Annotated in this window: 15 protein-coding genes; 6 read left to right on the top strand and 9 right to left on the bottom strand. The window is 60.2% G+C overall.

Going from position 1 to position 13,250, the window contains the following annotated elements; genetic code table 11:
• Positions 1 to 3 precede the first annotated feature (3 nt).
• From FHT93_RS32140 to solA, 3 genes are read left to right on the top strand one after another with little or no spacing between them, the layout of a single operon-like run.
• The gene (locus tag FHT93_RS32140) at positions 4 to 780 is read left to right on the top strand and encodes an ATP-binding cassette domain-containing protein (protein ID WP_018115400.1); all 777 of its coding nucleotides are present in this window, start codon (positions 4 to 6) and stop codon (positions 778 to 780) included.
• Entirely contained in the window at positions 777 to 2,270 is a 1,494-nt protein-coding gene (gene hutH, locus FHT93_RS32135) for a histidine ammonia-lyase (RefSeq protein WP_183851162.1), read from the top strand. Before FHT93_RS32140 ends, hutH begins: the two co-directional genes overlap by 4 nt.
• Before the next feature lie 9 nt (positions 2,271 to 2,279).
• The gene (solA, locus tag FHT93_RS32130) at positions 2,280 to 3,410 is read left to right on the top strand and encodes an N-methyl-L-tryptophan oxidase (protein WP_183851161.1); all 1,131 of its coding nucleotides are present in this window, start codon (positions 2,280 to 2,282) and stop codon (positions 3,408 to 3,410) included.
• 41 nt (positions 3,411 to 3,451) lie between these two features.
• On the opposite strand, the gene FHT93_RS32125 is transcribed toward solA, so the two are convergent.
• Complete coding sequence (locus FHT93_RS32125) at positions 3,452 to 3,697, bottom strand: hypothetical protein (protein WP_183851160.1); 246 nt, start codon at positions 3,695 to 3,697, stop codon at positions 3,452 to 3,454.
• A gap of 376 nt (positions 3,698 to 4,073) precedes the next feature.
• Between FHT93_RS32125 and FHT93_RS32120 the strand changes: the two genes are divergently transcribed.
• Positions 4,074 to 5,132, top strand: a complete 1,059-nt coding sequence (locus tag FHT93_RS32120; RefSeq protein ID WP_018115404.1) for a LysR family transcriptional regulator — start codon at positions 4,074 to 4,076, stop codon at positions 5,130 to 5,132.
• Here the strand turns inward: FHT93_RS32120 and FHT93_RS32115 are convergent.
• Together FHT93_RS32115 and FHT93_RS32110 are read right to left on the bottom strand one after the other, a co-directional pair.
• Complete coding sequence (locus tag FHT93_RS32115) at positions 5,098 to 5,325, bottom strand: hypothetical protein (protein ID WP_018115405.1); 228 nt, start codon at positions 5,323 to 5,325, stop codon at positions 5,098 to 5,100. The two genes, FHT93_RS32120 and FHT93_RS32115, sit on opposite strands and share 35 nt — an antisense overlap.
• Positions 5,322 to 5,807, bottom strand: a complete 486-nt coding sequence (locus FHT93_RS32110; RefSeq protein WP_018115406.1) for a hypothetical protein — start codon at positions 5,805 to 5,807, stop codon at positions 5,322 to 5,324. Before FHT93_RS32110 ends, FHT93_RS32115 begins: the two co-directional genes overlap by 4 nt.
• Before the next feature lie 152 nt (positions 5,808 to 5,959).
• Here FHT93_RS32110 and FHT93_RS32105 point away from each other — a divergent pair, with 152 nt between their 5' ends.
• Positions 5,960 to 6,160, top strand: coding sequence for a hypothetical protein (locus FHT93_RS32105; RefSeq protein WP_018115407.1), 201 nt, complete (start codon positions 5,960 to 5,962; stop codon positions 6,158 to 6,160).
• Positions 6,161 to 6,209: 49 nt separating this feature from the next.
• Positions 6,210 to 6,563 (top strand): helix-turn-helix transcriptional regulator, encoded by a 354-nt coding sequence (locus FHT93_RS32100; protein WP_018115408.1) that lies wholly within the window; start codon positions 6,210 to 6,212, stop codon positions 6,561 to 6,563.
• A 121-nt stretch (positions 6,564 to 6,684) separates the two neighbouring features.
• Here the strand turns inward: FHT93_RS32100 and FHT93_RS32095 are convergent, their stop codons facing one another.
• The 6 genes from FHT93_RS32095 to FHT93_RS32070 form a co-directional block, all read right to left on the bottom strand.
• Positions 6,685 to 7,626, bottom strand: coding sequence for a dihydrodipicolinate synthase family protein (locus FHT93_RS32095; protein ID WP_113013793.1), 942 nt, complete (start codon positions 7,624 to 7,626; stop codon positions 6,685 to 6,687).
• Between the two features lie 158 nt (positions 7,627 to 7,784).
• Positions 7,785 to 8,489, bottom strand: a complete 705-nt coding sequence (locus FHT93_RS32090; RefSeq protein ID WP_018115410.1) for a GntR family transcriptional regulator — start codon at positions 8,487 to 8,489, stop codon at positions 7,785 to 7,787.
• 135 nt (positions 8,490 to 8,624) lie between these two features.
• Positions 8,625 to 9,359: an FCD domain-containing protein gene (locus FHT93_RS32085; protein WP_018115411.1), complete on the bottom strand. Its 735-nt coding sequence runs from the start codon at positions 9,357 to 9,359 to the stop codon at positions 8,625 to 8,627.
• Positions 9,360 to 9,503: 144 nt separating this feature from the next.
• Entirely contained in the window at positions 9,504 to 10,460 is a 957-nt protein-coding gene (gene araH / locus FHT93_RS32080; RefSeq protein ID WP_183851159.1) for an L-arabinose ABC transporter permease AraH, read from the bottom strand.
• A 17-nt stretch (positions 10,461 to 10,477) separates the two neighbouring features.
• Positions 10,478 to 11,983, bottom strand: a complete 1,506-nt coding sequence (gene araG / locus FHT93_RS32075) for an L-arabinose ABC transporter ATP-binding protein AraG (protein WP_183851158.1) — start codon at positions 11,981 to 11,983, stop codon at positions 10,478 to 10,480.
• Positions 11,984 to 12,052: 69 nt separating this feature from the next.
• Positions 12,053 to 13,036: an arabinose ABC transporter substrate-binding protein gene (locus FHT93_RS32070; RefSeq protein WP_018115414.1), complete on the bottom strand. Its 984-nt coding sequence runs from the start codon at positions 13,034 to 13,036 to the stop codon at positions 12,053 to 12,055.
• Between the last annotated feature and the right edge of the window lie 214 nt (positions 13,037 to 13,250).

The following is a 13,250-nucleotide window of genomic DNA, read 5'->3' as shown; positions in this document are numbered from 1 at the left end:
TCCATGCCCGGCGTAACCCGACTTTCGGTCCGCAATATCAGAAAGAGCTTCGGCACCCATGAGGTGCTGCGCGGCATATCGCTCGACGCTCAGGACGGTGACGTGATTTCGTTGCTCGGCGCCTCCGGCTCCGGCAAATCCACCTTCCTGCGCTGCATCAACCTGCTGGAGATCGCATCCGATGGTGAGATCTGGGTCGACGGCGAACATATCGAGATGATCCACAAGAACGGCAAGACGAAGCCGGCGAGCCAGAAGCAGGTCGATCACATCCGCTCCGAACTCGGTATGGTCTTCCAGTCCTTCAATCTGTGGTCCCACATGACCATCCTGCAGAATGTCATCGAAGGGCCGGTCCATGTCTTGAAGCGGCCGCGGGCCGAATGCATTGCCGAAGCCGAAGCGCTGCTCGAAAAGGTCGGAATTGCCGACAAGCGCCATGCCTACCCTGCACATCTTTCCGGCGGCCAGCAGCAGCGTGCAGCAATTGCCCGCTCGCTCGCCATGAAGCCGAAGGTGATGCTTTTCGACGAACCGACATCGGCGCTCGATCCGGAACTGGTGGGTGAAGTCCTGCGCGTCATGCGCGCGCTTGCTGAAGAGGGCATGACCATGCTCGTCGTCACCCACGAAATGAGCTTTGCCCGCAATGTGTCGAACCGCGTGGTCTTCATGCGCGAAGGGCTGGTCGAAAGCAGCGGCACGCCGGACGAAATGTTCGGCGGCGGCGCATCACCGGCCTTCCGCCAGTTCATCGGCCATTTCGGAAACGGCCAATGATCATCACCATCGATAAAGCCGCCGGCTGGCGCGACATCGCACGCGTGGCCGAGGGGGAGACGCTTGCCCTATCGCAAGCGGCCTGGGATCGTGTCGCGCATGCGAGCCGCATCGTCGAGCGCATCGTCGAGAGCGGCGTCAGGGCCTATGGCATCAATACCGGTGTTGGCGCGCTTTCGGACACCGTGGTTGACCGGGCCTCACAGAGCCGGCTGTCACGCAATATCATTCTCAGCCATGCTGTTGGCGTCGGAGAATTGCTGGCGCCGCGCGAGGTGCGCGCCATCATCGCCGCACAGATTGCCAATTTTGCCCACGGGCATTCCGGCGTGCGCCCCGAAATCGTCCGCCATCTCGCCGCTTTTCTCGAAAAAGGCTGCATTCCCGACGTTCCCTCCAAGGGTTCGGCGGGCTACCTCACCCATAATGCCCACAACGCGCTGGTGCTGATCGGCGAAGGCAGCGCCCGCATCAAGGGAAGCCCTATGAGCGGCCGCGATGCGCTTGCCGCCATCGGCCTCGAGCCGTTGGTGCTCGGCGCCAAGGAGGGCCTGAGCCTCGTCAACGGCACGGCCTGTGCGACCGGTCTCGCAAGCGTTGCGCTCGCACGTGCCGAGCGGCTGCTCGACTGGGCCGATGCGATCGCAGCACTGACGCTTGAAGCGGCCGGCTGCCAGGTGGCGGCCTTCGATGCAACTGTTCTCGCCCTGCGCCCCTCCAGGGGCATCGCCGGTGTCGGCGCTTCGCTGCGCGCCCGACTTGCCGGCAGCGGGCTGATATCAGCTGCGACAGGCAAACGAACGCAGGACGCCCTCAGCCTGCGTTCGATCCCGCATGCCCATGGCGCTGCGCGCGATGTCTTTGATGCCTCGGCCCTCGTTGTCGATGAGGAACTTGCCTCCGTCACCGACAATCCCGCCATATCGGGCACGCCCGAAAAGCCGATCGTATCCTCCGAGGCACATGCCGTAGCCCCTGCCCTCGCACTGGCTGCCGATGGGCTTGCTACGGCATTCGCACAGATTTCCATGATGAGCGAGCGGCGCATGGACCGCCTCGTCAATCCGTTGGTGAGCGGCCTGCCGCCCTTCCTCGCAAGCGATGCCGGCAGCAATTCCGGCTTCATGATCGCGCAATATACGGCAGCAGCCCTTGCCAACGAGAACCGGCGGCTCGCCGCACCGGCTTCCACTGATGGCGGCGTCACATCGGGCCTCCAGGAGGATTTCCTGGCGCATCCGACGGCCGCCGCCAATAAGCTTCTCGCACTGATCGACAATGCCGAATACATTCTGGCGATCGAATTGATGGCGGCTGCACAGGCGCACGAATTCCTTGTCGGCACCGCATCGAGGGCAGCGGGAACGGATGCAATCTATAAAGCGGTGCGCGCCATCGTCCCTGCCTATGCTGATGATCGGCCTCTTTCGCGTGACATCGAGGCCCTGCGCGGGTTTCTGCGCGAGGCCGCTGCACCGGCAATTCCCTGAGGAGACTTCATGAACGCCAGCTTCGACGTCGCCGTTATCGGCCTCGGCGCCATGGGGAGTGCTGCGCTCGCCTTTCTTGCGGATCGCGGTGTCAAGGCGATTGGTTTTGACGCGTATTTCCCCGCCCATGCGTTGAGTTCGTCGCATGGTGACAGCCGCCTTATCCGGCTCGGTTATTTCGAAGATCCTTCCTATGTGCCGCTGCTCAAACGCGCCTATCAGAACTGGCGATCGCTGGAAGCGCGGCTGCGCACCGATATCCTGACGATCACGGGCGTGCTGCAGATCGGCGCCCCCGACGGCAAGGTCGTCGGCGGTACGCGTGCCTCCTGCGAGCTGCACGGGCTTGCCCATGAGGCGCTGGACAAGGCGGAAATGGCGCGGCGCTTTCCAGCCTTCCAGCTCGATGACCACGAGATCGGCCTGCTTGATCCGCAGGGCGGCCATCTTCGCCCCGAAGCCGCAGTCATGGGCTATCTGAAGCTCGCCGCAGAGGGTGGCGCGGTTCTGCACTTCGGTGAGAAGATCACGGCAATCGAGCCCGATGACGCCGGCGTGACAATCATCTCCGAGACCGGACAGTATCGGGCAAGAAAGATCGTGGTGGCGACCGGCTCGTGGATTGCCGAACTCGTGCCGCAGCTCAGGCGGGCAGCCGTACCGATCCGTCAGGTGGTCGCCTGGTATCAGCCGCAGGATGGTTTTGCCACTCAGCCGCAGAGGATGCCCTGCTTCCTGCGGGATGAAGGTGCGGAGGGCTCCTATTTCGGTTTCCCGGCCATCGGGGTTGACGGCGTGAAGATCGGCAAACACGCACATTTCCGCGAACCTATCGATCCCGACCAGCCGAACCCGCCCGTCAATGACGCCGACAGGGCCCTGCTTGACGGATTTATCAGAAAGCGTGTTCCGGGCGCAGCCGGCCTTCGCGTGAAGGCAACGACCTGCCGTTATACGATGCTGCCGAGCGAGGATTTTCTTCTCGACCACATGCCCGGCGAAAAGAACGTTGTCGTTGCCTCGCCCTGCTCCGGCCACGGCTTCAAGTTCACAAGCGTCATCGGCGAAATCCTCGCGGGCCTTGCCATTGATGGGCAGACCGACCTCCCCATCAACGCCTTTTCCTTTGCAAAGATCTGAACACAAGCTCCTGCGACCCTCGGAAGCTGGTGATGATCACGTCAGTTCGGGACAGCGTGTATACGCGGCCTGTCGGCAATTTCCCGCTTCTCGCGGATGAGGTTGACGAATGCGCGCTCATCCAGGTTCTCGGCATCAAGCCCTTCCCAGTCGAGTGCCGTCTGCATGAGCGCCATGTCCATCAGCCGCACGAGATCCATGAGCTCCAACGATGAGGCGCTCTTTCTCGCCGCAGAAATGAGACGGAAAAGTCGCAGAAATCCCACCGGACCATTGCTGTCATTCATATCAGAAATTCCATCGGCCATCGCCTTGATTTGCCTCCGAGCCTGGCGAAAGTTTCGCGATCGAGCAGGTCCGCCTGCATCGATCTCGAAACGGAATGTTGAATCGGATCTTGCCCGCTACGAAAACGCTAACACACCCTATGAGTTGCGTAAACGAAATGCTTTATGCGATTGTGGATAGATAAACGATAGCATTTCCCGATCTCCGAAGTATATCTACACACCCTATAAGTAGCGTCCCGAAAGTTGCGACTAGAATTAGCGATCGCGACCACTAAACGGCGACCGGCGCACCGATAAGCTGCGATTCTTCAACAATTGCCCGTAATCCCAGATTAAGTATATTGTTGCGCCTCCACTAATACGCGAGACGGTCGTGAACAAACCCTTCCCTCCTCTTCCATTCGGCAGCGAACGTGCCGATCTGGATAAATCGCCACTCGAAATCAGGGGTCTGCTTTCGCAGCCAATCTGGCGCGAGCTCAGAACCTTTCTCGCCGTCGCCAAAAGCCCTTCCTTTGCCCAGGCAGCTGAGCTGCTCGGCACGAGTGCGCCGACGGTCAGTCGCGACGTGAAGCGCTTGCAGGACCAGATTGGTTCGCAGCTCGTCATCTCGACCTTTTCCGGCGTCACGCTGACGGAAACCGGGCGCAAACTCGCCATCCAGGTTGCAGAGCTTGATTTCCAGCTGTTTGCCCTTTCCAACGATCTGAAGGACGAGATGGACGCTGTTACCGGACGGGTTGCCGTCAGCGTAACATCCGGCCTCGCCGTCGCCATCGTCGGTCCCGCCGTGCCCCGTCTGAACGACAACTATCCCCGGCTCAACCTTGACATCCGGGAGCAGGTGTCGCTCGTCAACTTCGAGAAGAACCAGGCCGATCTGATGATCTCGCTCTCGCCGATTTCGCGGGCGGATGTCGATTGCGTCGAGATTGGCACTCTTCATCTCGTTCCGATTGCCAGCCGTGATTATCTGAAGAAATCCGGGGTTCCGCAGCGCCAGTTCGTTTCCCAGCATGTCTACGTGCAGTGCAACTATTATGCTTCCGAACGCGAGATCTGGGATGGCTGGCGCCGCCTTGTCGAAGCCGGCCACCAGACTCACAATTGCGAAAACTCGCTCGCCTATTTTGCTCTTGTCCGTAACGGCGCCGGCGTGGGGTTGCTCGGCAATTACGTGCTTGCAGATCCTGAACTCGTGCCGCTTGATCTCGGCGTGCATGTCGCCCTGCCCATCTATCTGATCTCGGTTGCCAATAGACGGCAATCGAGGCCGGTGGCCGCTGTCTATGACTGGATTGTCGATATCTTCAGGAGCAATCCGTCGTTCAGTACCGGCCTGACCTTCCCGTCCGGGCAGCATGAGCAGGAAGAAAGCCTGCGCAAGATGCTCGAAACTATCGCCCCTCCGCCGCCTTCACAATTTGGCTGAGCTCTTCCGAAATCGAAAGATAGGCATTCGCGACGTCCTCGAGGAAGCCGGCCAGCTCAATCGGCTGTACGGTCGGATCATTGACGAGACGACGCACCATTTCGGTGTGGAGTTTCGTGCGCGTCAGGATTTCTTCCTGTAGCGCAGCCGTTGCGGACCTGTCGCCCGCATTGCCAAAACCTGCCATTGTCATGCTGTCTCAAACGAACTTGGGGCGTCCCATTGACCTTCGACGCGCAACAGCAGGGCGCTGCTGCTTTCCATGGTAATCGGATCAGATGATGCAGGGATCGTGCCGACAACGGTCAGATAGGGCTCCGGATGGCCGGCGATTTCCACCGGCGGGCTGTCGACGATCTCCAGGTCGAAGAGGATGGTCCATAACCGCGCAAGACGCTGCTCCGCCTGGGTCAGAACCTTCGTATAGCCCTTGCGCGCCACATGATCGAAGGTCATCTGAATGCAACGCTTAACCGTAAAAGGGTGTCGGTACTTCTCGCGGAAGCAGGTTCGTTCATACTTGGCAAAATCAGCGAACCAGCGGATGCGAAGCGAACCAACCGGCTCTTCGCCATCATAAAAGACGAAATGCGTGGCCTGATGATCGTTGCCATCGAAGATGAAGGAGGGCGAGATACCGTGCTCATGGACAAAGCAGATGCTTCTCAAGATCATCGCATCCCGAACGTGATCCGGGGTCGTTGCGACTTGGCATCGAAGATTAGGATATTTGTTCACCATCGGTCCGCCTCTTTGTCTGTACAACCCACTTCAACCGCAGAACGCGTGCTGCGCGAAGGACGAAGATTTCAGGGGGGATTTCAAATATGACGGACCCTGCCAGTCCGATGGCAACCATTATCGCGCTTTGTGCGGAAGGGGCACGCCGGTTTGGCGACGACCCGCGGGCCATTGCGAGCTTCGTCGAAAATGAGATTGCGCGGCTTTCCGAAACAGAACAACGGCAACTCAAAGAACAACTGACGCTTTTGACAGATGGAGGTGGACCTCAAAAGCCGATCATGTAAAGAGAGCCCGAAAAACCTGCAGTCGACGGAAGTATTCTCAAGGACAGGTATGAAAGATCAGGAACTGAATTTGGCGATCGGCCAAAGATTACGCTCGGTGCGCGCCGCTCGCGGCGTCACGCAGAGCGAACTCGCCGCGCATATCGGCGTCGCGTTTCAGCAGATCCAGAAATACGAGAACGGTACAAACCGACTGTCTGTCGCGGTCATGTTGCGGCTATGCGACTTCATGAAGGTGGATGCCGGCTGGTTCGTCAACGGCGTCGAAACGGAGGCGGGTGCTGGCGTCGAGGACGAGGCAGCCCATCTCGTGGAAGAAATCGGACGGATCTCCGATGTGAAGATCCGACGCAATCTGACGATGCTGGTCCACTCCCTGGCCGCCAGCGATGTGGCAAACTGACCGGCATCAAGCGGCCTGACCAAGGTCAATTCATTTGCCGGCGGTGCGACGCCCACCTGATGGGGCGACGCCCGTTTTGGCCTCGCAGGAAGCTGCGAGGCCTCCGGCACTCCCGGCAGGCTCAGGCGGCGTTCGGATAACGTGCGGCGTACCAGCTCTTGAACAGGCGATACTGGTTTTCGAGATGACGGCGCTGCGAGTTGCTCAGCTTGTCGGTCTCGTTGAAGTGCAGCGTGTATTCCTTCTCGCCATTCAGCACCATCAGATACTTGTAGTGCAGCACGAGATCCGGACCTTCGTCATAGGTCGACAGAACCGTCAGCGCCTCTTCGAGCTCGCGGGCGGCGCTGCGAGCCACTGCGTCACCCTTGGCGGCCTTCTCGCAAAGCGAAACGAGGTGCAGGACTTCCTTCGGCAGCGCGTTGCCGATGCCGGTGATGGCGCCGCCTGCGCCGCAATTGACGAAACCATGATAGACGCCGGTATCGACACCGACCATCAGCGTCAGCGCATCATCGCCCGACGTGATGTTTTCGGCCGCATATGTCATGTCGCTTTTGCCGCCGAACTCCTTGAAACCGACGAGGTTCGAGAAGCGCGAGCGCAGATCGAAAAACAGATCGGCGCGCGTTGCAAAGCCGTAATAGGGGCTATTGTAGATGACTGCCGGAAGGCCCTTCGCAGCCTCAAGGATCGCCGAAAAATGATCCCGCTGGGCCGAAACGGACGAGCCACGCGACAGGACGCGCGGAATGACCATCAGTCCCTTGGCACCGACCGCCGCGGCATGGGCGGCATGGGCTGCGGCAGACTTGGTATTGACGGCACCGGTGCCGACAATGACGGGAACGCCCGCCTCGACGAGGCGCTTGACGCCCTCCTGGCGTTGTTCGTCCGTCAGCAGCGGCCAGTCGCCCATCGAGCCGCAATAGACGACGGCAGACATGCCGAGGTCGATCAATTCCTTGCCCTTGCGGGCGAGCGCGCCGAAGTCAGGAGTACGGTCATCCTTGCAGGGCGTCATCAGCGCCGGGATGCAGCCTTGGAATACGGAACCAGTCATCGTCAATCTCTCGTTCTCTGGAAACTCCCCAACGGCGGGGTTGAGAACGGATTTAACAGTTTGCCGACTTCTTGTCGACAAGAAAAATACAAGCAAGAATTTTCATAACCATGACCTGGGTCGGTTCCGGCGGCGGGGAAATAATCGGAAAGGAGCGGCTAGAGCGCCAGGCCGGCGTTGTGACGGGAATCGGCGGTAATGTAGGAGCGAATCTGCCGGACGATCTGGTCGGCATGGGCAGATGCGAGACTATCGGCGAGCGTCAGGTCGCGCTTGATGATCGCCTGGATCATCTCCTCGTGCTCGCCGACATACTGGCGCGGCAGGACATCGTTGAAGGAAGAATAGTAGAGCCTGAGAATGCGACGTCCTTCGTCCAGCAGCCGGGTGAAGAGTTCGACGTAATAGCGGTTGCGGCCGGCCTGCGCGATCGCGATATGGAAGTCGCGATTGGTCGAAATCATGCCGAGGACATCGCGGTCAGTGACCGCAATCTCGAAGGCCTTCTGTTGAACGCGGATGACGGCGATATCACCTTCGGAGTGGTTGGCGGCTGCAAGCCGCGTCGTCACGCGATACATCAGCGTCAGCGCATCGAAAAATTCCGGCAAGCCGAGAAAATCGATGTTCGAGACAATCGTCGCGCGGTTGGTGAGCGTCGTGATCAGACCTTCGGCGGCAAGCCGTACGAGTGCCTCGCGGATCGGCGTTCGCGATAGCGCAAACCGATCGGACAACTGCTGTTCGTCGATCGGGCTGCCCGGCGGCAGCTTCAACTCGATGATCTCGTTTCGAAGCGTCTCGTAAACCGTCGATACGCCGGAGCCGCGCCGGTGCGTTTGCAGTTTTTCGATCTCGTCCACGCTTCGGTTTTCCTTTCAAGCAGCCGAGTTTATACCCGTCTACTAGCGAATCCGTCAGGCGACTTCAAACACTATATACTTTCTGTCGGCAGACGGAATTTTGAATGTTCCTTTGCCGGACTGAGGTGTCAGCACCTACTCCTGCTTGCCCGGCTTGCTGACGCGAAGAGCGTCGCTCAACTCCATGCGGGCCGTGCCGATCAATTGCTCCATCGCAAAGCGCGCCGCATCTGGCCGGCGCATGCGGATCGCATCGAGCACGTCCTGGTGCCGGGCGATGGCGTAGTCGTGGCTCTGGCTTGCCCGGTTCGTCAGGCGGAAGCTTGCAAGCAGAGCGGCGCGGATGGCGGTGGCGAACTGGCGGAAGACCCAGTTGCCGCTCGCATTGATGATGGCGGTATGAAATTCGAGGTCGGCCTGGCTCCAGGCCTCATTATCGCGGGCGTTGGCCGCCACCATGTCCTCGAAGGCTGCGGCGATCTGGGCGAGCTGCTTGGCTGTGGCGTTCGCAGCCGCCTGTGCGGCAGCCGCGGGCTCCAGCAACTGGCGAGCGTCGAGCAGGGAATCGTAGAAACCGCGGTCATCGCTGAATTCGAGTGTCGCATCGAGGACCAGCGGATCGAGATAGTTCCAGTTCTCGCGCGGCAGCACGCTGGTGCCGGCACGGGTGCGCGAGCGCACCATGCCGAGCGCCGAGAGATATTGCATGGCCTCGCGCAGGCTGGTGCGGCTGACACCATAGACCTCGGAGAGCTCGGCTTCATTCGGCAACAACGATCCTTCGGCAATATCGCCCGACACGATCTGGCCGATGAGCTTCTTCAAAAGCTCCTCGCGCACCGTGCGGCGTCCCTGTTCGGGTTTGGCCACCGCACTTCCCGTTCGCAGAAGTCCCGATCGCGTGCTCATAACGTCCCCCATACCGCTGGTCTTGTTGTCACCATGAGCAGCGTCATGCTTTCTCATCAATGGACAACCTCAGGCTCAGCAGGCTTCTCCCAAGAAATCCGATCATCACGCACGGCTGCCGCGCCCGGCAGCCGACGAGCGCATATTGTCGAGCAGGACAGCGATCAGCAGAATAAGACCGCGTACCACATATTGATAGAAGGCCTGAATGTTGAGCAGGTTCATGACGTTTTCGGCAATGCCCATGATCAGCACGCCGACGATCACGCCGGTCATCGCCGCCCGTCCGCCGGCAAGCGACACGCCGCCGAGCACGCAGGCCGAGATGACGGAAAGCTCAAGCCCGGTGGCCGCATTCGGCTGGCCGGAGGTGATGCGCGATGCGAGCAGGATGCCGGCGATGGCGCAGACGAGACCCTGCAGCGCGAAGATCCAGATACGCATATTGACGACATTGACGCCGGCAAGGCGCGAAGCTTCCGGATTGCCGCCAATCGCCAGCGTGTTCTTGCCGAAGACGGTGCGGTTCAGCACGAAGCCGAAGACGATGAAGAGCAGGATCATGATCCAGATCGGCGTCGGCACCGTCAGGAAACGCGACAGCGCCAGCTGGTAGAAGGCCGGATCGTTGATGCCGACGGCGCGCCCGTCGGACGCGATCAGCGCGAGGCCGCGGACGATCTGCATGGTGGCGAGCGTGGTGATCAGCGCGTTGATGCGGAAGCGGGCAATGACCACGCCATTGACGACGCCGACGATGCTGCCGCAGATCAGGGCTGCCAGCAGGCCAAGCGGAATGGAGCCGGTCGAGTTCGACACCATCACGGCGATCATGCCGGAAAAGGCAACAGTGGAGCCGACCGAGAGGTCGAAGTCGCGCGAGGCAAGGCAGAACATCATGGTGCAGGCGACGATGCCGATCGTCACCACGGACTGCAGGAGGCCCAGCATATTGCGTTCGGTCAGGAAGCTCGGCACGGTCAGCGAGACGATTACGAAGGCGATCGCGAAGATCACCACCAGACCCTGTTCGCCGAGAAATATTTTTTTCAACGCGTTCATGACTGCTCTTCCTGAAATTAGATTGTGCCGGCGGCATTCTTGTCGGGCAGCGCCGCGGTCAGAATGCTGCGTTCGTCGAAATCGGCGCGCGCCACATTGGCGGCAACGCGGCCCTGGCACATGACCATGATGCGATCGGAAATGCCCATGACCTCGGGCAACTCGCTGGAGATGACGACGATCGCCATGCCGCCGGCGGCGAGTTCGTAGAGGATTTCGTAGATTTCCGACTTTGCGCCGACATCGATGCCGCGCGTAGGCTCGTCGATAACGAGCACCTTGACGCCCTGTTCGGAGAGCCAGCGGCCGAGGATGACCTTCTGCTGGTTGCCGCCGGAGAGATTGATGATGTCCTGCTTGCGCGAGGGTGTGCGCACCCGAAGCTTGGCAATGAACTGCTCGGCGACCGAGGCCTCCTTCTTCGGGTTCAAGACACCGAAGGGCGAGAAATGGCGACGCGAGGAGATCGCGATATTTTCCTCGATCGACCGGCCCTGAATGATGCCGTCGAATTTGCGATCCTCGGGGCAGAGCACCATGCCAGCGCTGATCGCCGCCTTCGGGTTGTTGGCGGAAACGGCCACGCCGTCGATTGTGACGCTGCCTTGATGGCGATGGTCGGCACCATAGAGTAGCCGCGCCATCTCGCTTCGACCCGCACCGATCAGGCCGAAGAAGCCGAGAATTTCGCCCTTGCGGACGGAGAAGCTGATGGGTGTGCGAAGCTTGGAGCCCGAGAGGGCCTTGACCTCGAGGCGCACTTCGCCAAGCGGCCGCGCGCGCCAGCCCCAGATGTTGCTGATCTCGCGCCCGACCATTTCGGCAATGATCTGCTCGCGCGTCGTCTCGGCGACCTTGGGATGATGGGCGGCGAGCTTGCCGTCGCGCAACACCGTCAGGCTGTCGCAGAGACGGAAGATCTCGTCCAGGCGATGGGAGACGTAAAGGATGACCGTGCCCTTGGCCTTGAGCTTGCCGATCAACGTGAAGAGAATTTCGCTTTCGCGCGAGGAGAGCGACGAGGTCGGCTCGTCGAGCGCGATCACCCGCGCATCGAGCATCACGGCCTTGGCAATCTCGACCATCTGGCGGGCGCCGATCGAAAGAGACGACACTTTTGCGGAAGGGTCGACATCGATGCCGATCTCGTCGAGCCTGGCGCGCACCGTCTCGATCAGTGTCTTGCCGTTGATGACACCAGCCTTGCCGGGAAAACGGCCGAGCCAGAGGTTTTCGGCAACCGTCAGTTCTGGAACGAGCTGCAGCTCCTGATGGATGACGATGACGCCGGCATGGAAGGCATCGCGGACGGAGCTGTATTTCTGCTCGACGCCATCGATGAGAATGCTGCCTTCATCAGCCGACTGGTCGCCGGAGAGCACGCGGATCAGAGTGGATTTTCCGGCACCGTTTTCGCCCATCAGCCCGTGCACGGCGCCCTTTTCGACACCGAAGGAGACGTTGGACAGAGCCTGGACGCCCGGATAGCCCTTGGAAATGGAATTGAATTCGAGGAAGGCCATCATCGCTCCGTCGAGAATAGGCCCGGCGGCGGATAGCGCCGCCGGGATGAAATCATCGTCGGAGGATGATTATTCGATGCCGAGGTCCTTGCGAACCTTTTCGTAGTCGCCACGCAGAGCGAGGGAACCCGAGGTCAGCGTGACCTTTTCCGGCTCCTTGCCGTTGGCGATCCAGTCATACATGTTGAGTGCGGTTTCATAGCCGTGACGCTTCGGCGAGATGATGACCGTGCCGAAGAAGCCGGTTGCGGACGGCTTCTTGAACTCGTTGATCGCCGATTCCGCACCGCCGATGCCGACGCCGATCATGTTGTCGGCGGGAATGCCGACCGATTCCGATGCGCGCACGGCGCCGAGAACGGCTTCATCGTTGAGACCGAAGGCGATCCAGTACTTCACGTCGGCATGCTTGTTGAGAACGGTAGTCGCGGCATTGAGCGCTGCTTCCGTATCCGTCTTTGCCTGCGGCGCGTCGTAGATGTTTTCGGCCGGGAAGCCGGCAGCCTTCAGAACCGAGATCGCGCCTTCGACGCGGTCGACGGCGGTCGGCAGCTGATCGTAGGAAACGCGGATCGCGCCGACATTCTTCATGTCCCAGCCGCGCTTCTTCATTTCATCGACGATCGCCTGGCCCACGCCTTCGCCGATCTTGGTAGCGGAAATGCCCATGTGCGGCACGTCTTCCAGCGGCTTGCCGTCGGCGCCGACCAGACGGTCGTCGACGGTCATCAGCTTGAGCTGGTTGGCGGCAGCCTTGGCAACGATGCCGGGGCCGAGCTTGACGTCAGGCGTGCAGATAATGAAGCCCTGGGCGCCCTGCGCACCGAGGTTGTCGATCGCCGACTGGACCTTCTCGCCATCTTCGGCGCCGATCTTGACGACGGTGAAACCCTTTTCCTTGGCGGCCTGGTCAGCGAACTTCCATTCGTCCTGGAACCAGGGCTCTTCCGGCTGCTTTACGATGAACCCGATCTTGACATCCTCCGCCAATACGGAGCCGGCGGCCAGAACGGCAAAGGCGCCAGCGAGGACGGCTGCTTTGAAGAAGCGCATAATCTCTCTCCCTAAATCTCGATCTGCCGCTCACTCGGCAGCGACTACTGAATAGGAACAAACATCATACCAGTCAATATTTGTGTATGATTATTTCTGCGATTTCGCGGGTGAAAAGGCAGTTGAAGTCTCCGACGCGGCGCCGTTGATCGATAAATTGGCGGGAAACAGGCTCTTGACCATCTCTGAGCCCGAAAATAAATCCTATATATAT

The sequence above is a fragment of the Rhizobium sp. BK379 genome (assembly GCF_014193955.1).
Classification (GTDB): domain Bacteria; phylum Pseudomonadota; class Alphaproteobacteria; order Rhizobiales; family Rhizobiaceae; genus Rhizobium.
This window is presented reverse-complemented; position numbering and strand designations above follow the sequence as displayed.